This is a genomic window from Kitasatospora sp. NBC_00039, from assembly GCF_045160625.1.
Classification (GTDB): domain Bacteria; phylum Actinomycetota; class Actinomycetes; order Streptomycetales; family Streptomycetaceae; genus Kitasatospora.
In genome coordinates, this window is record NZ_CP108289.1 from 2,921,100 (window position 1) to 2,945,225 (window position 24,126).

At 73.6% G+C, this 24,126-nt stretch carries 20 protein-coding genes; 11 read left to right on the top strand and 9 right to left on the bottom strand.

Annotation, left to right across the window (positions count from 1 at the left end):
- Positions 1-7: 7 nt before the first annotated feature.
- Both OG286_RS13020 and OG286_RS13025 read right to left on the bottom strand, forming a co-directional pair.
- Positions 8-538 carry a hypothetical protein gene (locus OG286_RS13020; RefSeq protein ID WP_396325020.1) on the bottom strand — a complete coding sequence of 177 codons (531 nt, stop codon included), beginning with the start codon at positions 536-538 and terminating at the stop codon, positions 8-10.
- A 61-nt stretch (positions 539-599) separates the two neighbouring features.
- Positions 600-1,364 carry an SDR family oxidoreductase gene (locus tag OG286_RS13025; RefSeq protein WP_396325019.1) on the bottom strand — a complete coding sequence of 255 codons (765 nt, stop codon included), beginning with the start codon at positions 1,362-1,364 and terminating at the stop codon, positions 600-602.
- Between the two features lie 134 nt (positions 1,365-1,498).
- On the opposite strand from OG286_RS13025, the gene sigJ reads away from it, so the two are divergent.
- Positions 1,499-2,410 (top strand): RNA polymerase sigma factor SigJ, encoded by a 912-nt coding sequence (gene sigJ / locus OG286_RS13030; protein ID WP_396325056.1) that lies wholly within the window; start codon positions 1,499-1,501, stop codon positions 2,408-2,410.
- An 86-nt stretch (positions 2,411-2,496) separates the two neighbouring features.
- Here sigJ and OG286_RS13035 read toward each other — a convergent pair whose 3' ends face one another.
- From OG286_RS13035 to OG286_RS13045, 3 genes are all read right to left on the bottom strand, one after another.
- Complete coding sequence (locus OG286_RS13035) at positions 2,497-3,882, bottom strand: trypsin-like serine peptidase (RefSeq protein ID WP_396325018.1); 1,386 nt, start codon at positions 3,880-3,882, stop codon at positions 2,497-2,499.
- Between the two features lie 106 nt (positions 3,883-3,988).
- The gene (locus tag OG286_RS13040) at positions 3,989-4,504 is read right to left on the bottom strand and encodes a DinB family protein (RefSeq protein WP_396325017.1); all 516 of its coding nucleotides are present in this window, start codon (positions 4,502-4,504) and stop codon (positions 3,989-3,991) included.
- Positions 4,505-4,543: 39 nt separating this feature from the next.
- On the bottom strand, positions 4,544-5,119 hold the full coding sequence (locus OG286_RS13045; protein WP_396325016.1) for a nucleosidase: 576 nt from the start codon (positions 5,117-5,119) through the stop codon (positions 4,544-4,546).
- A 328-nt stretch (positions 5,120-5,447) separates the two neighbouring features.
- On the opposite strand from OG286_RS13045, the gene OG286_RS13050 reads away from it, so the two are divergent.
- The 10 genes from OG286_RS13050 to OG286_RS13095 all read left to right on the top strand — a co-directional run bounded on the left by OG286_RS13050 (position 5,448) and on the right by OG286_RS13095 (position 18,958).
- Complete coding sequence (locus OG286_RS13050) at positions 5,448-6,836, top strand: hypothetical protein (RefSeq protein WP_405365268.1); 1,389 nt, start codon at positions 5,448-5,450, stop codon at positions 6,834-6,836.
- Between the two features lie 16 nt (positions 6,837-6,852).
- Positions 6,853-7,800, top strand: coding sequence for a glutamate ABC transporter substrate-binding protein (locus OG286_RS13055; protein ID WP_396325014.1), 948 nt, complete (start codon positions 6,853-6,855; stop codon positions 7,798-7,800).
- 255 nt (positions 7,801-8,055) lie between these two features.
- Complete coding sequence (locus tag OG286_RS13060) at positions 8,056-9,456, top strand: hypothetical protein (protein WP_396325013.1); 1,401 nt, start codon at positions 8,056-8,058, stop codon at positions 9,454-9,456.
- A gap of 5 nt (positions 9,457-9,461) precedes the next feature.
- Positions 9,462-12,089, top strand: coding sequence for a tetratricopeptide repeat protein (locus OG286_RS13065; RefSeq protein WP_405365270.1), 2,628 nt, complete (start codon positions 9,462-9,464; stop codon positions 12,087-12,089).
- A gap of 3 nt (positions 12,090-12,092) precedes the next feature.
- Positions 12,093-13,430 carry a PP2C family protein-serine/threonine phosphatase gene (locus OG286_RS13070; protein WP_396325011.1) on the top strand — a complete coding sequence of 446 codons (1,338 nt, stop codon included), beginning with the start codon at positions 12,093-12,095 and terminating at the stop codon, positions 13,428-13,430.
- A gap of 66 nt (positions 13,431-13,496) precedes the next feature.
- The gene (locus OG286_RS13075) at positions 13,497-14,852 is read left to right on the top strand and encodes a VWA domain-containing protein (protein ID WP_396325010.1); all 1,356 of its coding nucleotides are present in this window, start codon (positions 13,497-13,499) and stop codon (positions 14,850-14,852) included.
- Positions 14,853-14,924: 72 nt separating this feature from the next.
- Positions 14,925-16,163 carry an FHA domain-containing protein gene (locus OG286_RS13080; protein ID WP_396325009.1) on the top strand — a complete coding sequence of 413 codons (1,239 nt, stop codon included), beginning with the start codon at positions 14,925-14,927 and terminating at the stop codon, positions 16,161-16,163.
- A 182-nt stretch (positions 16,164-16,345) separates the two neighbouring features.
- Positions 16,346-17,263: an ABC transporter ATP-binding protein gene (locus tag OG286_RS13085; protein ID WP_396325008.1), complete on the top strand. Its 918-nt coding sequence runs from the start codon at positions 16,346-16,348 to the stop codon at positions 17,261-17,263.
- Positions 17,260-18,462: an ABC transporter permease gene (locus OG286_RS13090; RefSeq protein WP_396325007.1), complete on the top strand. Its 1,203-nt coding sequence runs from the start codon at positions 17,260-17,262 to the stop codon at positions 18,460-18,462. Before OG286_RS13085 ends, OG286_RS13090 begins: the two co-directional genes overlap by 4 nt.
- Before the next feature lie 91 nt (positions 18,463-18,553).
- Positions 18,554-18,958 carry a globin gene (locus OG286_RS13095; RefSeq protein WP_396325006.1) on the top strand — a complete coding sequence of 135 codons (405 nt, stop codon included), beginning with the start codon at positions 18,554-18,556 and terminating at the stop codon, positions 18,956-18,958.
- Between the two features lie 66 nt (positions 18,959-19,024).
- Here OG286_RS13095 and OG286_RS13100 read toward each other — a convergent pair whose 3' ends face one another.
- The 4 genes from OG286_RS13100 to OG286_RS13115 form a co-directional block, all read right to left on the bottom strand.
- On the bottom strand, positions 19,025-19,717 hold the full coding sequence (locus OG286_RS13100; protein ID WP_396325005.1) for a hypothetical protein: 693 nt from the start codon (positions 19,715-19,717) through the stop codon (positions 19,025-19,027).
- A 100-nt stretch (positions 19,718-19,817) separates the two neighbouring features.
- Entirely contained in the window at positions 19,818-20,291 is a 474-nt protein-coding gene (locus OG286_RS13105) for an acyl-CoA thioesterase (RefSeq protein ID WP_396325004.1), read from the bottom strand.
- Between the two features lie 109 nt (positions 20,292-20,400).
- A complete protein-coding gene (gene ettA / locus OG286_RS13110) occupies positions 20,401-22,065 on the bottom strand; it encodes an energy-dependent translational throttle protein EttA (RefSeq protein ID WP_396325003.1) in 1,665 nt (554 codons plus the stop codon).
- Positions 22,066-22,327: 262 nt separating this feature from the next.
- Positions 22,328-23,785, bottom strand: coding sequence for a Cys-Gln thioester bond-forming surface protein (locus tag OG286_RS13115; RefSeq protein ID WP_405365272.1), 1,458 nt, complete (start codon positions 23,783-23,785; stop codon positions 22,328-22,330).
- Between the last annotated feature and the right edge of the window lie 341 nt (positions 23,786-24,126).

Here is a 24,126-nt window from a genome sequence, read left to right on the forward strand (position 1 = left end):
CGGCGGATCAGTGCAGGAGCGGGGCGTAGGCGTTGCCCTCCTCCGCATTGAGCAGCACGAGGTCGCGGCCCGGCCCGGGCCCGGTGGCCACCGACCGGAGCCGGGCCAGCGCCTCGGCGTCGGTGGGGAGTTCGAGCCCGAGGGCGGCGGCCGCCGCGTCCCGCTCGTCGAGCAGGCCCGGCTCGTCCTCCAGGTACCACCCGGCCGCCTCGGCGCTCTCCTCGGCGGTGAACCCCGGGCAGTCCCGCCACCACGGGACGGCCAGCAACAGCCGCAGCAGCTCCGGGAGTCCGACCGCCACCACCGCGGCGCCGCCCTCGGAGTCGGCGTAGAGCACGGGCCGTTCCTCCCCGCCCTCCCCGCAGAAGAAGTAGGTGCCGCCGGCGCCGTCCCCGCCGATCGGCTCCAGCCGGTCACCGGAGGCGAGCACGACCTCCTCCACGTGCCCGGTGCCGCCGAGGTCGAAGTCCGCCGTGCAGCGCAGGAAGTCCTCGGCGGCCGCGGTGTCCCGGACGGCGGCGAGCAGTGAGTGCGACATGCCCGCCAGCCTAGGTGCCGTGTCCGACAGACCCGCCCCGGCCGCCCCGCCGACGCGGCGTTCAGGCCGCCCGCTCGGCCAGGAACGCCTCCCAGGTCCGGCGGCCCGTCTCGGCGCCCCTGAGGGTCAGGTTGTCGCCCGCCCGGTAGGCACGGCCGACCTTGCCGGGGACGCGGACCGGCAGCATCGGCCGGCTCTTCCCGCGCGCCTTGAGGTAGCTGCGGACCAGCTCGCCCATCGGGTAGACCGTCGGCCCGGCCAGGTCGGGGACGTGGCCGGCCGGCGCGTCCAGCGCCAGCTCCACCAGCCGCGCCGCCACCTCGCGCGCGTCGACCGGCTGCCAGCGGATCCCGCCCGGGGCCGGGACCACCGGCAGCTTGGCCATCCCCGCCGCCACCTTCAGCGCCAGGTCGTGGAACTGGGCGGCCCGCAGCGTGGTGTAGGGCAGACCGGAGTCGGCGACGGCCTGCTCGGCGCCCAGCTTGGAGCGGAAGTAGCCGAGCGGCAGCCGGTCCGCCCCGATCACCGAGATGTAGACGAGGTGCTCCACCCCGGCCCGCTGCGCGGCGCGTACGAGGTTCCGGGTGGCCTCGTCGTCCCCCTTGGCGCCGCCGGCGAGGTGCAGCACGGTCGAGACGCCGGCCACCGCCTCCTCGATCCCTTCGCCCTTGAGCAGGTCGCCGGCCGCGTACGCGACGCCGTCCGCGGCCGGTCGCGCGCTGCGGGTGAGCACCCGGACGTCGTGGCCGGCGGCCCGCAGCAGCGGGAGGACGTGGCCGCCGAGGGTGCCGGTGCCGCCGGTCACCAGGATGGGAGCGTTCGTCATGATCGTCTCCGATTCGTCCCGGCCGGAAGTTGATCTCCCGGCCACAGCCGTTAGTTTCGTGGTCCTGCAGCTTCGTGGTTCTGCAGCTATGACCCGCGGCGACGAAGGAATGTGACACGGTGGACGAGAAAGTTTTGCCGGCCGGCTTCTCGGGCGAGCGCCGGGCCGAGGACCGGGCGGGGCTGTTCGAGGAGCACCGGCCGCATCTGCGCGCGGTGGCGTACCGGATGCTCGGCTCGATCAGCGAGTCCGAGGATGCCGTCCAGGAGGCCTGGCTGCGGTACGACCGCACCGACACGAGCGACGTGGAGAACCTCGGCGGCTGGCTGACCACGGTGGTCAGCCGTGTCTGCCTGAACCTGCTGCGCTCGCGCGAGCAGCGGCGCGAGGACTCGCTGGAGTCGCGCATCCCCGATCCGCTGATCGCCCGCGAGGGCGTGATCGACCCGGAGCAGGAGGTGTTGCTGGCCGACTCGGTCGGGCTGGCGCTGATGGTGGTGCTGGAGTCGCTGTCGCCGGCCGAGCGGGTGGCGTTCGTGCTGCACGACCTGTTCGCGGTGCCGTTCGAGGAGATCGCCCCGCTGATCGAGAAGACCGCGGCCGCCACCCGGCAGCTGGCCAGCCGGGCCCGCCGCAAGGTGCAGGGGCAGGCGCCCGCGCCCGACCGGGACCTCGCCCGGCAGCGGGTGGCCGTCGACGCCTTCTTCGCCGCCACCCGCACCGGCGACCTGGAAGCGCTGCTCGCCGTGCTCGACCCCGACGTGGTGCTGCGCGCCGACGGCGGGGTCGGCCGGGCCCGTCTCCGGACGGTGGTGCTCACCGGCGCCGAGATGGTGGCGAGCCAGGCGGTCACGTACCGCTCGCTCGCACCGTACGCCCGCCCGGCGCTGGTCAACGGCGCCGCCGGGGTCGTGGTGATCGGCGCCAACGGCAAGCCGGCCTCGATCATGGCGTTCACCGTGGTGGACGGCACGATCGTGGCGATCGACGTACTGACCGACCCGGAGCGGCTGAACGCGCTCGACCTGGCCGCTTTCCAGGAGTAGCCGCGTTCCCGGAGTGGCCGGGAGCAGAACGCGACCCGCCCCCGCACGGCAGCCGTGCGGGGGCGGTCGTCGTCGAGCGGCGGGGCTCAGCCCTTCTTCGACAGGAAGTCGTAGGCGCCGGCGGCGACGTCGTCCAGGTACGGACCGGCCTGGAACTTCGGCTCGCGGTCGTGCTGGCCGATGGAGACGTTGCTGACCAGGACGGGCTTGCCGTCCTTGGTGGTCACCCAGCCGCCACCGCTGGAGCCGCCGGTCATGGTGCAGCCGATGGCGAGCATCGGCGGCCGGGTCGGGTCCCAGGACATGCGGCTCGGCTTGCCGCTGTCGCAGCGGTGCAGCTCGTTGCCGTCGTACGGGGGCGCGGCGGGGTAGCCGTACTCGGTGATGCTCAGCTGGTCACGCGGGGCGTTGAACCAGACGGGCAGCGCGCCGCCGACCGTCTCCTCCAGCGACTTGCCGGTGTCCTTGTTCGCCTTGACCTTGACGATCGCGAAGTCGTACTGCGTCGCCGCGGAGCCGGTCTGGCCGCCCTCTGCCTTCCACACCGGGGAGGTGACGTACTGCGTCGCCGTCCAGGTGCCGAACGGGGCGAGCTGCGACATGTCGGCCGCCTTGCCGCCGCTGCCCGAGCCGTTGCTGTTGAACGCGGGGATGAAGGTGACGTTGGACCAGGGCGAACCGCCCTTGCCCTGGTGGACGCAGTGGCCGGCGGTCCAGACGAGGTTGCTCTTGCCCGGGTGCGCCGGGTCGGCCACCACGGTGCCGGAGCAGACGCGGTTGAACTCCTTCGTCCCCGGCTCGGCGAACATGATCTTTCCGTACGCCGCGACGTTCTTGGTGTACGGGTGCGGAACCGGCTGCGCGTTGACGGTCTTCGGCTCCGGGTCGTTGCCGTTGTCGCCGGGCTGCTGCGGTGCCTGGGCCGGAGGCTGCGCGGGAGCCTGGGAGGCCGGGGGCTGCTGCGGCGCCTGGGAGGCCGGGGGCTGCTGCGGCGCCTGGGAGGCCGGCGGTGCGGGAGCCTGGGAGGCCGGCTGCTGCGTGTTCGACGGCTTCGGCGCGGGCTGCGACGGCTGGCCGGCCGGCGGCTTGGACGCCGGAGCCTGCGAGGCCGGAGCCGAGGTGGCCGGCGCCTGCGAGGCGGCCGGTGCCTGGGAGGCCGGGGCGGGCGGCGCGGCGGGCGGCGCGAGGTCGTCCGGCTTGGCGTGGAGGAGCCTGTCGAGGGTCCAGTACCCCTCGACGGCGGCCGGGAGCGCGTAGTCCTTCGCCCACTTCTCCCAGTCCTCGAACTTCCACTTCTTCAGGTCTTCGAGATTGGTGGGCAGCGCGGCGGCCGCGGCACTGACCGCCGCGCCGGCGTCCGCCGAACTGTTGTCCGGCCCGCACGCCGACGTGGTGGCGAGCAGGGCCAGCGTGAGCGCGGACGCGCCGGCGGCGGCCCGGGCACGCCGCATGGATATACGTGGCGATGACATGAACTCTTGTTCCCCCTGTGTGAAAACGCACGGTACCGTCGGAGCGGCGCCGTGGTGCGCGGGGGAGTATTCCACTGCCCGTCAGGACGGATGCATCCGCCCCCCGCTACCGCCCGACCGCGCCGTCCAGTTGCTCGCGGATGATGTCGGCGTGGCCGGCGTGCCGGCCGGTCTCCTCGATCATGTGGACCAGCAGCCAACGCATCGACGGCGCTGCGGCGTTGGGCCGCAGCGAGCGGACACCCGGGCGGTCCAGGTCACCGGCCGCGGCCGTGATGACCTCGTTGGCCCGGGCGATCGCCTCGCGGTAGGCGGCGACCGACCCGGCCACCGTCTCGTCGCCGGGCGAGGGGGCGTCGTCGTCCCAGGGCTCGACGTCGTCGCCGCGGTAGGCCCAGAGGAACCAGTTGAGTTCGACCGCCGTGAGGTGCCGGACCAGCCAGAGCAGGCTGGTGCCGGAGGCGACGCCGGGGCGGCGGGCGTCCTCGTCGGAGAGGCCGTCCGTCTTGCCGAGGACGGCCTCTCGCAGGTAGTCGAGGAAGGTGAGCAGGGTGGTCGGCTCGTCGGCATCGAGGCCGGGCGGGCGGACGTCGGAGCGCTTGCGCGCGACACTGTCGGTCACGCCCGCCAGCCTAGCCACGACCCCCTGACTGACGTGGCGTCACCACCCCTGCCCGTGCAGCCATTTTGCGAGGTGGCGGGAGCAGTCGTCGACCGACTCCCGCCAGGTGTGGCCGGCGCCGTCGCCGGCCTCGTCGCTGACGTGCTTGACCAGCCGGACCGGCACCCCGGCCCGGTGGGCGACGGCGGCGAGCGCGTAGCCCTCCATGTCGACCAGGTCGGCGTGCTCCGCCAGCCGGTCGCGGGCGGCGGAGGAGGAGACGAAGAGGTCGCCGGTGGCCAGGATCGGACCCTCACCCTTGCCGACCACCAGCGGGGCGCCGTAAGTGCGGCCGGTGAGCTCGAACAGGGCCGGGCTGTCCAGGTCGTGCTGGATCACCTGGGTGACCGTGTGGGTGCCCTCCCAGCCGGGCCGCAGCGCGCCGGCGGTGCCGAGGTTGAGGATTTCGGACGGGTGCTCGCCCTGGGCCAGCACGGTGGCCAGCGCGGCAGCCGCGTTGACCTTCCCTATTCCGGTGAGCAGCACCGGCAGCCGGTCACCGAGGTGGGCCGCCTCCTCCCGGACGGCGACGACGACGAGCGGGCGGTCGGCGGAGATCGTTCCCATCAGACGCATACCGCCATGGTACGGACGAGCACCCGTCCGACCGCCGATCACACACACAACCGGACCCCTCCCCTCCGGCTGTCCGGGGAACCGCATAGGGTGCATCCCGCGTCGACCCGATCGCCGCCCGCCCCGCATCCGGGGGCCCGGCAGTGCTCGGCGACAGTGCTTCGGACCGGTGCTCGGGGAGAGTGCCCGCAGAGAGTGCCCTTCGGACCGCACTCGGAGATGCTCAAGATCGGCGCAAGTCGGGTGTGGCCGCGGGGAGCGACGGCCATACTGCTGGCAACGGCCGGGCCCCGGACGACGGGCCGGGCCACAGGGGAGGGTGGGGCAGGTGGCGACACCAGTACGTACGGAGGGGCCGGGCACGGTGGTGCCGGCGCGGCCGGGCGGCGCGGCCACCGGCCGCGGCCCGGTGGCCAGGATCGGCCGGGCCACCCGCACGGCACCGGGCCGGCTGCGGCTGGCCGGGGCACTGCTCGCGGTGGTCACCGTCGCGTTCGGCGCGCTCACCGCCTGGCAGGTCAACTCCCGGGCGCAGGCCGCGGAGCGGGTGGTCTCGCACCGCCAGCCGCTGAGCCAGGCGGCCGCCGACATCCACCGTTCGCTGGCGGACGCGGACACCACGGCCGCCACCGGCTTCCTGCTGGCGGGTGCCGAGCCGAAGTCCGTCCGGGACCGCTACGAACAGGACCTCGCGACGGCCTCCCGGCTGATCGCCGAGGCTGCCGCGCGCACCACCGCCTCCTCCCCCGCCCAGGGCTGGCTCGCCACGCTCAACCAGCAGGTGCCGGTCTACGCCGGCCTGGTGGAGAGCGCCCGGGCCGACAACCGGCAGGGCTTCCCGCTCGGCGGCGCCTACCTGCGGTACGCCTCCGACCAGATGCGCACGGTGCTGCTGCCGGCCGCCGCGCAGCTCAGCGCCGCCGAGAACGAGGAGCTGGCGGCCGACTACGCCGAGGCCCGGTCGGTGCCGTGGGCCGCGTACGGGCTGGGCGCGCTGGCCTTGGCGGCGCTGGTCTGCGTGCAGGTCGTGCTCTTCCGCCGGACCAACCGGGTCTTCAACATCGGGCTGCTCGGAGCGACCGCGGCCGTGCTGGCCGGCGTGCTCTGGCTGACCGTCGCCGGGACGGGCGCCGACTCCGCCCTGCGTGACAGCGAGCGCAACGGCGCGGCCCCGCTGCGGGCCCTGAACGCGGCCCGGGTCGACGTGCTGACCGCCCGGCTGGCGGAGAACCTGCACTTCGTCGCCCGCGGCTCCTCCACCAAGTACGCCGAGCTCTGGACGAGGACCACCGAGCACATGACCGGCTCGGACGGCGCCGCGGGGGCGCAGACCGGCACCCTGCCGGACGCCCTGCGGCTCGCCCCGGCGGACGCCCGGGCCGCCATCGCCGACGCGCAGCAGCAGTACCGGCAGTGGCGCGACCGGCACGTCGCGGCGAGCAAGCTGGAGAACGTCGACGCCGACTACCAGGGCGCGCTGGACGCCACGGTGACGGTCAAGGAGGCGGACGTGCCGAAGACCGCCGACGCCTCGTTCAACGCCGCCGACCAGCGGCTCGCGCAGGCCGCCGACACCGAGCAGAAGCAGTTCAGGCGGGCGGCCGAGGGCACCGACGGGGATCTGCGCACCGCCGCCGCGGCGGTGGCGGTGCTGGCCCTGGTGGCGGCCGCCGCGGCGGTCCGCGGCCTCGGCCGGCGACTGGCCGAGTACCGGTAGAGGGGGGACGGACACCATGGGCAAGGGAACGGTACGGGCCCGGGCGGTGGCGGCGGTCGCGCTGCTGGCGTCCTGCGCGGCGGCGCTCGGCACGGGTGGCCCCCAGGGCGCGGTGCTGCCGGCCGCCGCGACGCTCCAACCGGCGCAGGCGCCGCAGCAGGAGCAAGCCGGCACCGACTGCGACACCAACCAGAGCGTGCCGCCGAGCAGCGAGGACGGCCCGGCGGTGAAGGCGATCAAGGCCAAGCGGAGCCTGGTCATCGGCGTCGACCAGAACAGCTACCGCTGGGGCTCCCGCAACCCCAACACGGGCCAGATCGAGGGCTTCGACATCGACCTCGCCAAGGCCATCGGCACGGCGATCATGGGCGACCCGGACAAGGTGACGCTCAAGGCCGTGCCCACCGCGGAGCGGATCGGCTTCATCCAGGAGGGCCGGGTCGACCTGATCGTCCGGACCATGACGATCACCTGTGACCGCCTGCAGCAGGTCGCCTTCTCCAAGCCGTACTTCAAGACCAGCCAGCGCGTCGTGGTGCCCAAGGCGTCCCCCGCGAAGAGCATCGACGAGGCGGTGGACGGCAAGACCGTCTGCGCGGCGTCGAGCTCCTCGGCCGAGGACGAGCTGAAGGCCCGTCCGAAGGTCGGGAAGATCGTCTCGGTGGAGAACCACCTCGACTGCCTGGTGCTGATGCAGCTCGGCAAGGTCGACGCGACCATGACCGACGACGGCCTCGCGGCCAGCCAGGCCGCCCAGGACCAGACCGTCCGGGTGGTGGACGGCGAGGTCCGGCCCGCGGTGATGGGCATCGCGATGCTCAAGAACAGCACCGACCTGACGGCCCGGGTGAACCAGGTACTCGCCGACTACCACACGAGCGGCGCCTGGCAGGCGGGCTATGACCGCTGGCTCAAGCCGTACATGCCGAACGACGCCGACCACTACTGGCCGGCGCAGCGCTGACCCGCGTGGCCCGCACCGGCCCGGCCCTGACGGTCCCTTGACGACCGGGCCCGGTCCGGGCGCGAGATCGCAGGCTAGGGTCGGGGCGGACCGGCCCACGGCACGGGCCGGGGGACCACGGGCCGGCAGCACCACCGGCCGGGGGGCCGCCGGCCCGACGCGGACCGGGGCAACGCAGGACAGCACGGCGACGACGCAGGACACGCAGGACAGACGCACGACAGAGAAGACCAGGACAGCGAAGGAGACACGGCGTTGGCAGCTTCGGCCGGCCCGGCACTGAGCCGGGAGGAGGTGGACCGCGCGCTGGCGCGCCTCGGCGCCGAGCGCGACGCGGTCGAGTCGGCACTGCTCTCGCTCCAGGACCACCCGGGCCTGCGGCTGCTCGACGGCGCCGGGCTGGTCGGCCGCACCCACGAGCGCTGGTCCGTCGCCGGGCAGGGCCTGCCGCTGCTCTGGGCCCTGTTCGACCGCTACTCGGAGGCGCTGGCCTCGGCCCGCGCGGTCCGCGCCCGCAAGGCCAAGCCCGGCTCGGCCGAACTCGCCGAGCTCAGCGAGCTGCTGACCGGCGAGGCGGTCACCGTGCCCGGCGGCGCGGGCCCGGACGGCCCGCAGCTGCTCGGCGCGCCCGCCAAGCTGGTCGAGCGGGTCAGCCTGGACGAGCTGATGACCCGGATGAACTCCTGGTACGCCACCGTGCTGGAGGTGGTCAGCGCCGCCGACGCCGTCTGGTCGGCGCTGCCCGCCCGGATCGACCTGCTGCTGGCCGAGCTGCGCCGGGTGCAGACGCTGGCCGGCTCACTCGGCGTGCACGCCGGCAGCCACCCGCTCGGAGACGACCTGGCCGGGCTGGAGACCGATCTGACGGAGCTGCGGACCGAGGTGCGCAGCGACCCGCTGGCGCTCTGGCGGCCGGCCCGGGTGCCGGCCCAGCGCGGCACCCGCCCGGACGGCACCGCGCTGGCCACACCTTCCGGGGTGGTGGACACCGAGCGCTTCGACCGGGCCGGGCGGTCGCTGGACGGCGTCCGGGTCGAGCTGGAGGACCTGCTGCGGCTGCGCGACGACGCCGAGGAGCGGCTGCAGGGCGTCGGCGACCTGCTGCAACGGGCCGACGCCACCCTGGCCGAGGCCCGCCGGGCGCGCGGCGAGGTGCTGGCGAAGATAGCCGCAACCGAGGTGCCCGCGGTGCCCGGGCCGGCCTCGGCACTGCGCGAACGGATCGTGCTGGCCCTGGAGTTGCGCCAGAGCGGCCAGTGGCACCGGCTGGCGCCGCTGCTGGACGCGCTGGAGGACGCGGCCGCCAAGGAGCTGGCCCGGGCCCGGCAGTCGCTCACCGAGGTGACCCAGCCGCTGGCCGTCCGGGCAGAGCTGCGCGGGCGGCTGGACGCGTACAAGGCGATGGCGGCACGGCTGCGTGTCGCCGAGGACCCGGAAGTGATCGAGCGGTACGAGAAGGCGCGCTGGCTGCTCTGGAGCGCGCCGTGCGACCTGCGGGCGGCGGCCGCGGCCGTGGGCCGCTTCCAGCAGTCGCTGCGGCCGGCCCAGGCCGAGCCGCCCGGCGGCGGACCGGTCGGCGGTGGGCCTGCCGGAGGCGGGCAGCCCGGCGGCGGACCGGTCGACGGACAGGCACAGGAACAGGGACTGGGGGGCTGAGGTTCATGGGCGAGGCGTGCGTACGGCCGGACTGCACCGGCGACGGGACGATCGACGCGGACGGCTACTGCACCGAGTGCGGGCTCGCACCGGCAGGCACGGTCTCCGTCGAAACCGGTCCCGCGACCGGTCCCGCAGCCGGCGCCGGGACGGGGCCGGTCACCGGCACGGCGGCCCCTGCCGCCGCAGCTGGCCCCGGCTCGCCCTGCCCGCGCGACTGCGCCGGCACCATCGACGACGACGGCTACTGCGACGAGTGCGGACTGACCGCCCCCGGCGGTGACACCGGGCTCACCCAGCCGTACGTCCCCTCCGCCCGGGTCTCGCCGGACTCCGTGCGCTCCGCCCGGACCGGCTCCTCCCGCTCGATGTCCGGCCGCTCCCGCTCGCACCGCTCCACCCGGACGGGTAGCGGCCGTTCGGTCTCGGCGCGCAGCAGCCGCGGCAGCGTCAGCTCGGGCACCCGCCACCGGCTCGGCGCCGGCCTGGTGACGGTGCCGACCGTCCCGTCGGCCGACCCGGCGCAGGCGGTGCTGGCCGATCCGGAGGTGCCGGAGCGCAAGCGGTTCTGTTCCAAGTGCGAGGCCCCGGTGGGCCGCGAGAAGAACGGCCTGCCGGGCCGCCCGGACGGCTTCTGCACCAAGTGCGGCACGCCGTACTCGTTCACGCCCAAACTGCGCCGGGGGGATCTGGTCGGCGGGCAGTACGAGGTGGTCGGCTGCCTGGCGCACGGCGGGCTCGGCTGGATCTACCTGGCGGTGGACCGGCGGGTCAACGACAAGTGGGTGGTCCTGAAGGGCCTGCTGGACACCGGGGACGAGGACGCGCTCGCGGTGGCCGTCGCCGAGCGGCGGTTCCTGGCCGAGGTGGACCACCCGAACATCGTCCGCATCATCAACTTCGCCGAGCACCCGGACCTGCGCACCGGCGCCACCGACGGCTACATCGTGATGGAGTACGTCGGCGGCAAGTCGCTCAAGGACATCGCCAACGAGCGCCGCACCCCGGACGGCCGGCGCGAGCCGCTGCCGGTGGAGCAGGCGATCGCGTACGCGCTGGACGCGCTGCCCGCGCTCGGGTACCTGCACGGCCGGGGCCTGATCTACTGCGACTTCAAGATCGACAACGTGATCCAGAGCGGCGACGCGCTCAAGATCATCGACATGGGCGCCGTCCGCCGCCTCGACGACGACGGCCCGATCTACGGCACCATCGGCTACCAGGCGCCCGAGATCGCCACCGACGGCCCCTCCCCCGCCTCCGACCTCTACACCGTCGCCCGCACCCTGGCCGTCCTCACCTTCGACTTCCAGGGCTACAGCACCACCTACCGCGACTCCCTGCCCGGCCCCGAGTCCGTCCCGGTCTTCGCCGCGTACGAGTCGTACTACCGCTTCCTCGTCCGCGCCACCGACCACGACCCGGCCCGCCGGTTCGCCTCCGCCGAGGAGATGGCCGACCAGCTCACCGGCGTGCTGCGGGAGGTCCTGGCGCTCCAGGACGGCCGGCCGAGGCCGTCGCTCTCCACCCTGTTCGGCCCCGAGCTGCGGGTCGTCGACACCGAGCTGGTGCAGCCGACCGTCCGGCCCGGCGAGCTGCGGATCACCGCGCTGGACCCGGCCGCCGGCGCGCTCGCACTGCCCGTCCCCCGGGTCGACCCGGCCGACCCCAACGCCGGCTTCCTGGCCACCCTGCTCGCCGCCGACCCGGCGGAGGCGCTCACCGCCCTGGCCGGCGCGCCCGCCGACTCCGTCGAGCGCCGGCTGCGCGAGCTGCGCGCCCACCTCGAGCTCGGCCACCACGCCACCGCCGAGGAGGCGCTGGCCTCGCTGGAGCAGAACCACCCGGACGACTGGCGGGTGGTCTGGTACCGCGGCCTGACCGCCCTGGCCGGCGCGGCCACCGGCACGGCCTCCCGCCCGGCGGCCTCCGGTGACGTAGCCTCCGGTGAGACGGCGTCCGGTGAGGCGGCGTCCGGTGACGGGGTGCCCGGCGAGAGCGCGCTGCGTGCCGCCGCCGAGGCCTTCGACGCCGTCTACGACGCGTTCCCCGGCGAGAGCGCCCCGAAGCTGGCCCTCGCCATCTGCGCCGAACTCCTCGGCGACGGCGGCGACGCGGCCGAGCTCTACCGGCTGGTGTGGAGCACCGACCATGCCTACCTGAGCGCCGCCTTCGGGCTGGCCCGGGTCCGCCTCGCCGACGGCGACCGGGCGGGCGCGGTCACCGCGCTGGAGTCCGTCCCGGCCACCTCCAGCCAGTTCACCGCCGCCCGGATCGCCGCCGTCCGGGCCCGGCTGCGCGAACGGCCCGCCACCGACCCGCTCGGCACCGACCTCGGCGCCGGCTCCGAGCAGCTGACCGCGCTGCGCCTGGACGACCGCCGCCGCGAGGAGCTCTCCGTCGAGGTGCTCAGCGCCGCCCTCGGCTGGGTCACGGCGGGCTCCGCCGGCGAGACCGGCCTCGGCCGGACGACCGGTGAGGTCACCGTGCTGGGACGGCCTGCCGTCGAACGGGAACTGCGGTTCGCGCTGGAGCAGTCCTACCGGGTACTCGCCCGGTTGGCCGACCGGGCCGAGACCAGGATCGAGATGGTGGAGCGGGCCAACCGTGCCCGCCCCAGGACGTGGGTGTAACCAATGCCGCAGCAGACCGTGTGCCAGAGCTGTTCCGAGCCGCTGGACCTGGAGGACGTTTATTGCGGCTCCTGCGGGGCGGGCAGGGACGGCAGTCCGGCCCCGGGCGCGATGCCCGCGAGCTGGTCCGCCGCCCGGGGCACCGCCGGCGCGGAGCACCCGCCGACCGTGCCGGACGCACCCGCCGCCCCGGCCGTTCCGGCCCAGGGCGGCCCCGGCTGCGTCCACTGCGGCCTGCCGCAGGTCGCCGCCGACGGCTACTGCGAGGCCTGCGGGGGCGCGCAGCCGCGCCCGCGCGACCACATGGAGAGGTCGCTGGCCGGCGTCGCCGGGGTCAGCGACCGCGGCGTGCGCCACCACCGCAACGAGGACTCGTTCACCGTCGCCGCCTCCTCGCTGCCCGGCGGCGAACCGGTCGTGGTGGCCGTGGTCTGCGACGGGGTCTCCTCCTCCGAGCGGCCCGACGAGGCCTCCGAGACCGCCGTCGACGCCGCCTCCGAGTCGCTGCTCACCGCGCTGGAGGCCGGCCGCGAGCCCAACGCGGCGATGCGCCAGGCCGTCGCCGACGCGGCCGCCGCCGTCGCGGCCCTCGCCGAGGACGGCGCCTCGCCGCACCGGCCCGACCTCAACGCGCCCGCCTGCACCTTCGTCAGCGCGATCGCCGCGGGCGGCCGGGTCACCATCGGCTGGGTCGGCGACACCCGGGCGTACTGGATCCCGGACGACCGGGTCGCCGCCGAGCCGTTCCGGCTCACCCAGGACGACTCCTGGGCCGCCCGGATGGTCGAGGCCGGCCTGATGCGCGAGGCCGAGGCCTACGCGGACCCGCGCGCCCACGCCATCACGGGCTGGCTCGGCGCGGACGCCGAGGAGGTCGTCCCGCACACCCTGGACTTCACGCCGCACGTCCCCGGCGTGCTGCTGATCTGCACCGACGGCCTCTGGAACTACGCCGAGGCCGCCACCGACCTCGCCCACTACGTCCGCCAGGACGCCCGGACGGAGCCGCTCGCGGCCGCCCAGAACCTGGTGAAGTTCGCGGTCGCGGCCGGCGGGCACGACAACATCACCGTCGCCGTCCTGCCGATCGACCCGCCGACCGGGCTGGCCGGCGCCGGACGGGCGGACGACGCGGCCGACGAGGACGCCCGCACCGCCACCGCGCTGGACCTGCCGGTGATCCGGCCGGCCGGGATCGGCGACGACGACGAGGACCACGACCCGACGCTGCCGGACCTCCCGGTGATCGGCTCGCCCGCAGCCCCGCTGCCGCCTGCCCCGCCCGCGCCTCCTGCCGTGCCTCCGCAGCCGCCGCACCCGCCGCACCCGCCGGTGGGCTGACGCCCGCCCGCGCCCACCCCACCGACCGTACGCACCAACCGACCACCCGACGGGAGCCACCGGCCCATGGCAACACTGGCTAAGCCGAACCTGCCCAGGTTCGACGTGGAGATCTTCCAGAACGAGTTCCTCGCCGACGGCGCCCGCGAGGTGAACGCCATCGTCACCGTCACCTCGACCGGCGGCGGCACCTCCGGCGGCCGTCCGCTCGGGGTGTCCGACGCGGGCCCGCTGGGCGCGGGCGCCCAGTCCGCCGCCGTCGTGATCATGGTGGACTGCTCCGGCTCGATGGACTACCCCGCCAGCAAGATGCGCGGCGCCCGCGAGGCCACCGCCGCCGCCATCGACACCGTCCGCGACGGCGTCGCCTTCGCGGTCGTCGCCGGCACCCACGAGGCCAGGGACATCTACCCCGGCGACGGCACCCTCGCCATCGCCTCGGACGCCACCCGCGCCCGGGCCAAGGAGGCGCTGCGCCGCCTCACCGCGGCCGGCGGCACCGCGATGGGCAGCTGGCTCGCCAAGGCCGACAAGCTCTTCCTGACCCGCCGCGACATCGCCATCCGGCACGCCATCCTGCTCACCGACGGAAACAACGAGCACGAGTCGGCGGCCGACCTCGACCGCGCCATCGAGCGGGTCTCCGGCCACTTCACCGCCGACTGCCGCGGCGTCGGCACCGACTGGCGGGTGGACGAGCTGCGGAAGATCTCCTCCGCGCTGCTCGGCACCGTCGACATCGTCGCCGAACCGTCCGGTCTCGCCGAGGACTTCCGCGCGATGATGGAGGGCGCGATGGGCAAGCAGGTCGCCGACGTCGCGCTGCGGATCTGGACGCCGGCCAACGCGGTGGTGAAGTTCGTCAAGCAGGTCGCCCCCGCGGTGGAGGACCTCACCGGCCGCCGCGCCGAGGCAGGACCACGGGCCGGCGACTACCCCACCGGCTCCTGGGGCGACGAGAGCCGCGACTACCACGTCTGCGTCGAGGTCCCGGCCGCCGCCGTCGGCAACGAGATGCTCGCCGCCCGGGTCAGCCTCGTCCTGCCGCCGCAGACCGGCAGCACGCCCGAGGTGCTCTCCCAGGGCCTGGTCAAGGCCGTCTGGACCGACGACCTGGCCTCGTCCACCCGGATCAGCCCGCAGGTCGCCCACTACACCGGGCAGGCCGAGCTGGCCTCGTCCATCCAGGAGGGCCTGGAGGCGCACCGGGCCGGGGATGTCGACCGCGCGACCGCCAAGCTCGGCGCCGCCGTCCGGATCGCCCACGCGACCGGCAACGAGGGCACGTTCAAGCTGCTGCAGAAGGTGGTCGACGTGGTAGACCCGAAGGAGGGTACGGTTCGGTTCCGTAAGAACGTGAGCGAGGCCGACTCGATGACCCTCGAGACCCGGTCGACCAAGACCGTCCGTGTGAAGAAGTGACCGCTGAAGAAGCCGACCGGGCCGGGGCCCGGTCGGACGCTGCCCCAGCTGGCTGGAATTGAGGGGGACCTGATGCCGATCTGCCCGAGGGGGCATGAGTCGCAGGCCGAGGACTGGTGCGACTTCTGCGGCTTCCCGATGACACCGCCACCGCCCCTCCCGCCGCCGCCCGGCACGCTCCCGGGCGCGCCCGGGGCGCCGGGGCACGGCCCGCACGGCGGCCACCCCGGCCTGCCCGGGCACCCCCCGCAGGGCGGGGCGCCGTTCGGCGGGCCGGTGCCGGGCGCGGTCCCACCCGGGGCCGTACAGCCCGGGGCCGTGCCGCCGGCCGGCCAGGGCTTCCCGGACCTCACCGAGGGCCTGGTGCTCTGCCCGATCTGCCGGAGCCCGCAGACCGGGCGGTTCTGCGAGGAGTGCGGGTACGACTACGACCTCTCCACGCCCTCGCGCCGCCAGCCCCCCGCCGCCGGTGCGCCGGTGCCCGGGCCCGTCCAGGCGCCGGCCCCGCTCAACATCCCGGCGGCCTACGGCGGCCCGCAGCCTCCGGAGCAGCCGTTCCCGCCGGCCCCGCCGCAGCACCAGCAGGGCCAGCAACCGCAGCAGGCCGGTGCACCGTCCGGTTACGGCTACCCGCCCGCGGCCGGCTCGCCGTACCAGGAGGCGCCCTACCAGGAGCCCGCGTACCCGGCCGAGCCTGCGTACCAGGAGCCCTCGTACCAGGAGCCGGCACCGCGCGAGGACTCCGGTCCGGTCTACGCCCAGCCGGGCCCGACCGGCCGCGGCGGGGAGTTCGGCACCTCGTTCAACCTGGCCCCGCCGGTGCCCCCGCAGGCCCAGCAGCAGCACCAGCAGCCCCAGTCCGGTCAGCCCGGCCAGGCCCCCCAGCAGCCGGAGCCGGTCCGGTCCAACTGGATCGCCGTGGTCGCGGCCGACCGCGACTACTTCACCGACATGATGGCCCGCAGCGGCCCGGAGGCGGCGGGCCTGTTCTTCCCGCCGTACTGCCCCGAGCGGCGCATCCCGCTGACGGGCCGCGGTCAGCTGCGGATCGGCCGGCGCAGCCAGCACCGCGGCACCGTGCCGGAGATCGACCTCTCCGTCCCGCCGGAGGACCCGGGCGCCTCGCACCAGCACGCGCTGCTGGCCGAACAGGCCGACGGGAGCTGGGTACTGGTCGACCAGGACTCCACCAACGGCACCACGGTGAACGGCGGTGGCGAGCCGATCACCCCGCACACCGCGATCCCGCTGAACGACGGCGACCGGATCCACATCGGGGCGTGGACCACCATCACCCTGCACCGGGCCTGAGGGCCGCCGGACGAACGAGCCGGAAAACGGGCCGGAACAGACCGGCCGGACAACGGGCCCGGGCCGGGCCGAACGGGCGTCAGACCCCGTTCGGCCCGGCCCGGTTCCGATCCCATGAACGATCTTCAAATCGCGCTCAGATCCCTCCCCAACGCCCCCCGTTACCCGTAGTCTCAGGCCTCATGACTGCAGCAATATCCGCCGACGGAATCCGTCAGCGGTACGGGGATGTGCAAGCCGTCGACGGGGTCTCACTCACCGTCGAGGCCGGCGAGTTCTACGGGATCCTGGGGCCGAACGGCGCCGGGAAGACCACCACACTGGAGATCCTGGAAGGGATCCGCAAGCCCGACGAGGGCCGGATCGAGCTGCTGGGCATGGCGCCCTGGCCGCGCAATCCGAAACTGCTGCCGAGGATCGGCGTGCAGTTCCAGGCCTCGGCCTTCTTCAACAAGCTGACGGCGCGGGAGACGATCCGCACCTTCGGCTCCTTCTACGGCGTCGGTCCCAAGCGGGCCGACGCGATGCTGGAACGGGTCGGCCTGACCGAGTCGGCCGGGGTGATGACCGACAAGATGTCCGGCGGCCAGGCCCAGCGCCTCTCGATCGCCTGCGCCCTGGTCCACGAGCCGGAGCTGGTCTTCCTGGACGAGCCCACCACCGGCCTCGACCCGCAGGCCCGCCGCAACCTCTGGGACCTCCTGCGGGCCATCAACGCCGAGGGCCGCACGGTCGTCCTGACCACCCACTACCTGGACGAGGCCGAGGTGCTCTGCGACCGCGTCTCGGTCATGGACCACGGGAAGATCCTGCGGACCGGTGCCCCGGCCACGCTGGTCCGCGAGATCGACGACACCGTACGGATCAGCGTCGAGTCCGGCCAGCTGAACGCCGAGCGGGCCCGCGAACTGCTGGCCGCCGCCGGCGCCGAGGTCGGCACCGTGGACGACGACGGCGTCTCGCTCGCCGTCTCCACCCGCCTCCCCGCCCCGGTGCTCTCCGTGCTGGCCGAGCAGAACGCCCTGCGCGGCCTCGAGGTGCGCGGCGCCACCCTGGAGGACGTCTTCCTCCAGCTCACCGGACGGGAGTACCGCGCATGACCGCCGACCCCACCCAGGCCGACCCCGCCCGGGCCGGCGGCACCCAGGCCGACGGCACCGGGACCGCGGTCCCGGCCCAGCGGAAGCCCGGGACCCCGTCCGCGCCGGCCGGGCAGCCGGAGCGCGAGCGGGTGAGCGCCTTCGTGAGCCTCTCCCGGGTCATGCTGGTCGCCTTCTTCCGGGACAAGGCCGCCGTCTTCTTCGTGCTCCTCTTCCCGCTGATGTTCCTGATGCTGTTCGGCACGCTGCTCAAGGGCGCCGGCAGCCCGCACGCCAAGGTGGAGCAGGTCGGCGCCGTCCAGCTGCTGGACTCGGTGCAGGGCGACGGCCGGGCCGAGCTGGAGAAGGTCCTGACCCTCAGCAGGAGCGACAACGAGGCCGCCTCGCTGGAGAAGGTCCGCAAGGGCGACCTGGACGCGCTGATCAAGCAGGGCCCGGACGGCAGGATCGAGCTGCGCTTCAGCGCCGCCGACCAGGTCCGTGCCGGCACCGTCCAGGGCATCGTCAACTCGGTGGTCCAGCAGGCCAACCAGGCCGCCACCGGCAAGCCGCCCGCCTTCGTCCTGGACGCGACCCGGGTCGAGGACGAGTCGCTCAAGCCGATCCAGTTCCTCACCCCCGGTCTGCTCGGCTGGGCGGTGGCCACCGGCGCCGTGTTCAGCGCCTCGCTGACCCTGGTGTCCTGGCGGCAGAAGAAGGTGCTGCGGCGGCTGCGGCTGGCCCCGGTGAGCGCCGGATCGATCGTGGCCTCCCGGATCGCCGTCTCGGTGCTGACGGCGCTGACCCAGACCGCCATCTTCCTGGCGATCGCCACCACGCCGTACTTCGGGCTCAAGCTCACCGGCAACTGGTGGCTGATCGTCCCGCTGGTGGTCTGCGCGACCATCGCCTTCATGTCGATCGGCCTGCTGGCCGGGGCCGTCGCCAAGACCGAGGAGGCGGCCAACGGCATCTCGCAGATCATCGTGCTGCCGATGTCGTTCCTGTCGGGTTCGTTCTTCCCCACCGACGACATGCCGTCCTGGCTGAAGGCGATCTCCAACGCGCTGCCGCTCAAGCACCTGGTCACCGCCGCCCAGTCGGTGCTCTCCAAGGGCGGCGGCGTGATGGACGCCCTGCCGGCCATGGGCGGGCTGCTGGTGTTCGCCGCCGTCGTCACCGCGATCGCCTGGCGGTTCTTCCGCTGGGAGGACGCGTAGCCGCACGGCGCTACCCGCGGGGTCGTACACCGGGAGTCCTGGTCCTCAGGTCCCGGTGTACGGCCCCGGCGGCGTCTGCGACCATGGTCGGGTGACAGAGATCCGGCGTGGCACGCTCAGCGAGGAGACCTTCTTCGACCAGGTCGGCGGCGAGCCGACCTTCCGGCGGCTGGTGCACCGGTTCTACCAGGGCGTCGCCGAGGACGAGTTGCTGCGCCCGATGTACCCCGAGGAGGACCTCGGCCCCGCCGAGGAGCGCCTCACGCTGTTCCTGATGCAGTACTGGGGCGGCCCGCGCACCTACAGCGAGCAGCGCGGCCACCCGCGGCTGCGGATGCGGCACGTGCCGTTCAAGGTGGACCGCGCGGCGCACGACGCCTGGCTGAGACACATGCGGGCGGCGGTGGACGAGCTGGCGCTGCCGGCCGACGCCGAGCGCCAGCTCTGGGACTACCTCACCTACGCCGCCGCCTCGATGGTCAACACCGAGGGCTGAGCCGGCCCCGCGGTCCTGGTCGGACTCCCGCCCGCCCGGCGGCGACGGGACTGCGACTCCCAAGCCCTAGCGGACCGGGCTGAGCCCCAGACCCGCGCCGGGCGCGGCCGCCGTGCGGACCGCCACCGACCCGGCCGGGGCGCTCAACCGCAGCCAGCCGCCGGCCCGGTGCACGGTCAGCGGGGCGCCCGGCTTCAGGAAGCCGATCACCAGGGCCGCGTGCGCGGCGCGCAGCGGCAGCTCGGGCAGCGCGGTCACCGGCCGGGACCAGATCTCGTCGGCCAGCGCGTCCAGCACCGCCCTGGTCCGGTGGTGCGCCGGGACGGCCTCACTGCGCTCGCGGAACTCCCGCACACCGGCCATCAGTTCGGGGTACACCTCGGCCGCCGGCGGCTCGCCGAGCAGCTGCCAGCCGGTGCGCGGCGGCAGCAGGCCGGCCCAGGCGGGGCCGGTGACGGCGGCGGGCAGGGCCGCGGTGTCGGCCCCGTCGTCCAGGCCGTCCAGCAGCCGGCCCGCCGAGACGGTGCGGTCGGTGGGCCCGCCGAGCGCGGTCAGCCGCGCGGTGCGGATCGCCAGCGCGCCGGAACTGCCCAACGGCAGCCGCCCGAAGACCGCCAGCACACCCGATCCGTCCGCCGCGGGCACCGCCTGCAGCCGCACCGCCGCCGCCTTGTCGAAGCGGAGCAGCCGGACCAGGAAGGCGGCGAGGTCGGCGGCCTCCCCGGCGTCGGCGAGGGCGAGGGGGGCGGTACCGGTCAACGCGTGTCAGCTCGAATCCGTGTGTCGGTGGTTGGTCGTACGCCCGGCCGGACCGGGCGGCCCGATCGGGCCGGGGCGGGGCCGGGGCCGCGCGGCCCGATCAGGCCGCCGCGCCGACCGGCTCCGCGTCCAGGCTGTGGCCGTCCTTGCCGTGGTCGTCGGTGTAGCGGCCGAGGAACTCCCGCTCCACCTCGCTGATCCGGCGCGGCCGGCCCTCGGCGAGGTCGTAGGGCACGACCACGGTGGACGCCCGGACGTAGACCGTCTCGGTGCCGTCCTCGGCGGTGTCCTTGATCTCGTACGCGACCGTCAGCGAGGCGACGCCGATCTTGGTCACCCAGGTCTCGATGGTGACCGGCTCGGGCCGGTGCACCAGCGGCCGCTTGTAGTCGATCTCGTGGCGCGCCACCACCGAACCGCCCGCGAACTCCCCAGCACCGGCCGCGGCGGCCTGGGTGAACATGAAGTCGATCCGGGCCTCCTCCAGGTAACGCAGGAAGACGACGTTGTTGACGTGCCCGAAGGCGTCCATGTCGGACCAACGCAGCGGACAGGCGTAGATGTGGCGTGCCACGGGTGTTCTCCTCGACGTCAGGTGACCCGCCGCGCGGTGGTGGCGGTGGGCCGCGGCCCGGCAGGCCGCCCCGGAGGGCAGTCTGCCGGGCCGTTGTGACAGCTGGGTGTCAGCCCCGGGTCAGCTTCTTGTAGGTGGCCCGGTGCGGACGGGCGGCGTCGGCGCCCAGCCGCTCGATCTTGTTCTTCTCGTACGACTCGAAGTTGCCCTCGAACCAGAACCACTTGCTCTCGCCCTCGTAGGCGAGGATGTGGGTGGCCACTCGGTCCAGGAACCAGCGGTCGTGGGAGATGACCACGGCGCAGCCGGGGAACTCCAGCAGCGCGTTCTCCAGCGAGGAGAGGGTCTCGACGTCGAGGTCGTTGGTGGGCTCGTCGAGGAGCAGCAGGTTGCCGCCCTGCTTGAGGGTGAGCGCCAGGTTGAGGCGGTTGCGCTCACCACCGGAGAGCACGCCGGCCGGCTTCTGCTGGTCCGGGCCCTTGAAGCCGAACGCCGAGACGTAGGCGCGGGACGGCATCTCGACCTGGCCGACGTTGATCCAGTCCAGGCCGTCGGAGACGACCTCCCAGAGCGTCTTCTTCGGGTCGATGTTGGCACGGGTCTGGTCGACGTAGCTGATCTTGACCGTGTCGCCGACCTTGACCTTGCCGGAGTCCGGGGTCTCCAGGTCCTGCAGCATCTTGAACAGCGTGGTCTTGCCGGCGCCGTTCGGGCCGATGATGCCGACGATGCCGTTGCGCGGCAGGGTGAAGCTGAGGTCGTCGATAAGGATCTTCTCGCCGAAGGCCTTGTTGAGGTTCTCCACCTCGATGACGACGCTGCCCAGACGCGGGCCCGGCGGGATCTGGATCTCCTCGAAGTCCAGCTTCCGCATCTTGTCGGCCTCGGCCGCCATCTCCTCGTAGCGGGCCAGACGGGCCTTGGACTTCGCCTGGCGGCCCTTGGCGTTGGAGCGGACCCACTCCAGCTCTTCCCTGAGCCGCTTGGCGCGCTTGGCGTCCTTCTGGCCCTCGACCTTGAGCCGGGACTGCTTGCTCTCCAGGTAGGTGGAGTAGTTGCCCTCGTAGCCGATCGCGCGGCCGCGGTCGAGCTCCAGGATCCAGCCGGCCACGTTGTCCAGGAAGTACCGGTCGTGGGTGACGGCGACGACGGTGCCGGCGTACTTGGCCAGGTGCTGCTCCAGCCAGTTCACCGACTCGGCGTCCAGGTGGTTGGTGGGCTCGTCGAGCAGCAGCAGGTCGGGGGCCTCCAGCAGCAGCTTGCAGAGCGCCACGCGGCGCTTCTCGCCACCGGAGAGCTTGGTGACGGCCCAGTCGCCGGGCGGGCAGCCCAGCGCGTCCATGGCCTGCTCCAGCTGGGCGTCGAGGTCCCAGGCGTTGGCGTGGTCCAGGTCCTCCTGGAGCTTGCCCATCTCGTCGAGCAGCGCGTCCGAGTAGTCGGTGGCCATCAGCTCGGCGATCTCGTTGAAGCGGTTGAGCTTCGCCTTGATCTCCTTGACGCCGTCCTCGACGTTCTCGAGGACCGTCTTGGTCTCGTCCAGCGGCGGCTCCTGGAGCAGCATGCCGACGGTGTACCCGGGCGAGAGGAAGGCGTCGCCGTTGGAGGGCTGCTCCAGGCCGGCCATCATCTTCAGCACGGTGGACTTGCCGGCGCCGTTGGGGCCGACAACGCCGATCTTCGCCCCGGGGAGGAAGCTGAGCGTCACGTCGTCAAGGATGACCTTGTCTCCGTGCGCCTTGCGCACCTTGCGCATCGTGTAGATGTATTCCGCCACGTGAGATCGCTCCGGCGTCGTCGGGAGTAATTCGGCTTGCAGCCTTCCATTGTGCCGCACCCGGCCCCGAGACCCGAACCGACTGCCGTGCCCCACCGGGGTATCCGGCCGATCGCTCCCGCCTCCTCCCCCGCGCGGCTCCCGCCGCACCCCCCGCACGCAGCCGGAACGCGACTCGGCCCGGCTCCCCGCAACGGATGCGGGGAGCCGGGCCGGAGTCCTTCAGGCCCTCAGGAGCTCAGGACCTCGGTGCGCTGCTGCCTCAGGCGGCGCTGCGACCGTGGCGGCCGCGACGGCGCAGGACGAAGACCGCGGCACCGCCGGCCACGACCAGACCGCCGGCGACGGCGGCGAGCACCGGGGTGGCGTCGTTACCACCGGTCTGGGCCAGACCACCGGTGTTGCCGGGGGCCGGGCTGGTGGCGGCCGGAGCCGGCTTGGCAGCGGTGGTGGTGGCGCCGGCCGACGGCGTACCGGCCGGAGCCGGGGTGGTGGCGGCCGGGGTGGTCGGGGCGGCCGACGGGGTGCCGGTCGGCGTGGTCACGCTGGTGACCTTGCAGTCCAGGATGCCCTTGAACTCCTTGGTGAAGCCGTTCGGGCCGGTGACGGTGATGTCGTAGGCGGCGTCCTCCGCGACCGGGACGACCACGCTCTCGACCTTGCCCGGCTGGACGGTGACCTTCTTACCCGGCGTCACCGTGACGTCGGCCGCCTCGTCGCCGCCGTTGGCGACGGAGACGCGGACGCCGTTGGCGTCGCACTCGACCTGGGCGGTGCTGTCCACCAGCGCACCCTTGCCCTGCTTCCAGGTGGCCTTGGCGGCGTCGGAGACGCTGAGCTTGGTGGAGCCGGCCAGGATCATGGTCTGGCTGTGCTTCGCCGGGGTGTAGCCCTTGCTGAGGAAGACGCGGCCGCTGGGCACGACGGTCTCGGCGTTGGCCGTCACGGTGGCGGCGCCGTCCGGGGTGCTGGCCGGGACGTCCAGGAACAGCTGGGTGTCCTTGGCGACCGGGCCGGTCAGGCCGGTGACCGGCTTGCCGTCCTTGTCGACCAGCTTCGCCTTGCCGGAAGCGTCACCGGCGACGGCCAGCTTCACCTCGGAGGCGCTGGAGTTGATGGTGAACGGACCGAGCTTGTTGCCCGGCTTGCCCGACACCGAGTCCGGCGTGAGGCTCAGCGAGGGCTTGGGCTCGGCGGCGATGCCCTTGTTCTTGTCGCTGACCAGGTAGTCGCGCAGCTGCTTGGCCTGCGAGTCCTTCGGGATGGCGTTCTTGCCGTCCGAGAACTTCCAGATCGCGGCCTGGGTTCCGGCGGCAGCGTCCTCCTTGGTGAGCTGACCGTCGACGCCGGCGTCCTTGGCCAGCTTCACGAGGTCGGTCACCTGCGGGTAGGAGTTCTCCAGGATCCAGCGGATCTTGGCGGCGTCCTGAGCCTTCTCCTTCGCGCCGAGCGAGCTCGACTTCCAGTCGGACTCCTGGTACTCGACCCCGCTGGTGATGTTCACCGGGTGGTCGATGTCGATGCAGTACGTCTGGATCGAGCCGTTCGGCGTCTTGAGGGTGAACAGACCACCCTGGAGGCCGTGGCCGTCGACGGCGATCTCCTCGGCCTCCATGGTCGGCTGGATCACTGCCGTGACACCCGCGCCTGGTGCGTCGGCCGCAACCGCCGCACCCGCCGCGAACAGGCTTCCGCCCAGCGCGATGCTGGTCGTGAGCATGACAGTGGCTATGCGCGGAAGACTCCGCCCCTGCCTCTGGAACATGTGGGATCCCTCCGGGCCGGGCCATGCCGATGGGCTGCCCGCCTTGCATTGCCGCGCCCCCTGTGGCGCCGCTGCACTTGTGTGAACCAGACGAATCCTATTGAGCCCCGGAGGCGCGCAAACCCCCATGCGAAATCAGGACCATTCCGTATCTGGATCGTTATCAACCATCCCATCATCCACACAATCTGACGATCAACCAGAAAGACCGGAGCTTTCGGTTAACCGATCCGGGATTGCACGTGCGGGCGCAACGACCGTCTCGATCAACATATTTGTCGACAGTTGAGATCCCT

Coding starts and splice junctions, on each gene's coding strand:
- OG286_RS13055 (WP_396325014.1), top strand. CDS start 6,853: ATGGGCAAGGGAACGGTACGGGCCCGGGCGGTGGCGGCGGTCGCGCTG.
- OG286_RS13020 (WP_396325020.1), bottom strand. CDS start 538: ATGTCGCACTCACTGCTCGCCGCCGTCCGGGACACCGCGGCCGCCGAG.
- OG286_RS13045 (WP_396325016.1), bottom strand. CDS start 5,119: ATGCGTCTGATGGGAACGATCTCCGCCGACCGCCCGCTCGTCGTCGTC.
- OG286_RS13080 (WP_396325009.1), top strand. CDS start 14,925: ATGCCGATCTGCCCGAGGGGGCATGAGTCGCAGGCCGAGGACTGGTGC.
- OG286_RS13085 (WP_396325008.1), top strand. CDS start 16,346: ATGACTGCAGCAATATCCGCCGACGGAATCCGTCAGCGGTACGGGGAT.
- OG286_RS13090 (WP_396325007.1), top strand. CDS start 17,260: ATGACCGCCGACCCCACCCAGGCCGACCCCGCCCGGGCCGGCGGCACC.
- OG286_RS13025 (WP_396325019.1), bottom strand. CDS start 1,364: ATGACGAACGCTCCCATCCTGGTGACCGGCGGCACCGGCACCCTCGGC.
- OG286_RS13075 (WP_396325010.1), top strand. CDS start 13,497: ATGGCAACACTGGCTAAGCCGAACCTGCCCAGGTTCGACGTGGAGATC.
- OG286_RS13035 (WP_396325018.1), bottom strand. CDS start 3,882: ATGTCATCGCCACGTATATCCATGCGGCGTGCCCGGGCCGCCGCCGGC.
- OG286_RS13065 (WP_405365270.1), top strand. CDS start 9,462: ATGGGCGAGGCGTGCGTACGGCCGGACTGCACCGGCGACGGGACGATC.
- OG286_RS13070 (WP_396325011.1), top strand. CDS start 12,093: ATGCCGCAGCAGACCGTGTGCCAGAGCTGTTCCGAGCCGCTGGACCTG.
- OG286_RS13115 (WP_405365272.1), bottom strand. CDS start 23,785: ATGCTCACGACCAGCATCGCGCTGGGCGGAAGCCTGTTCGCGGCGGGT.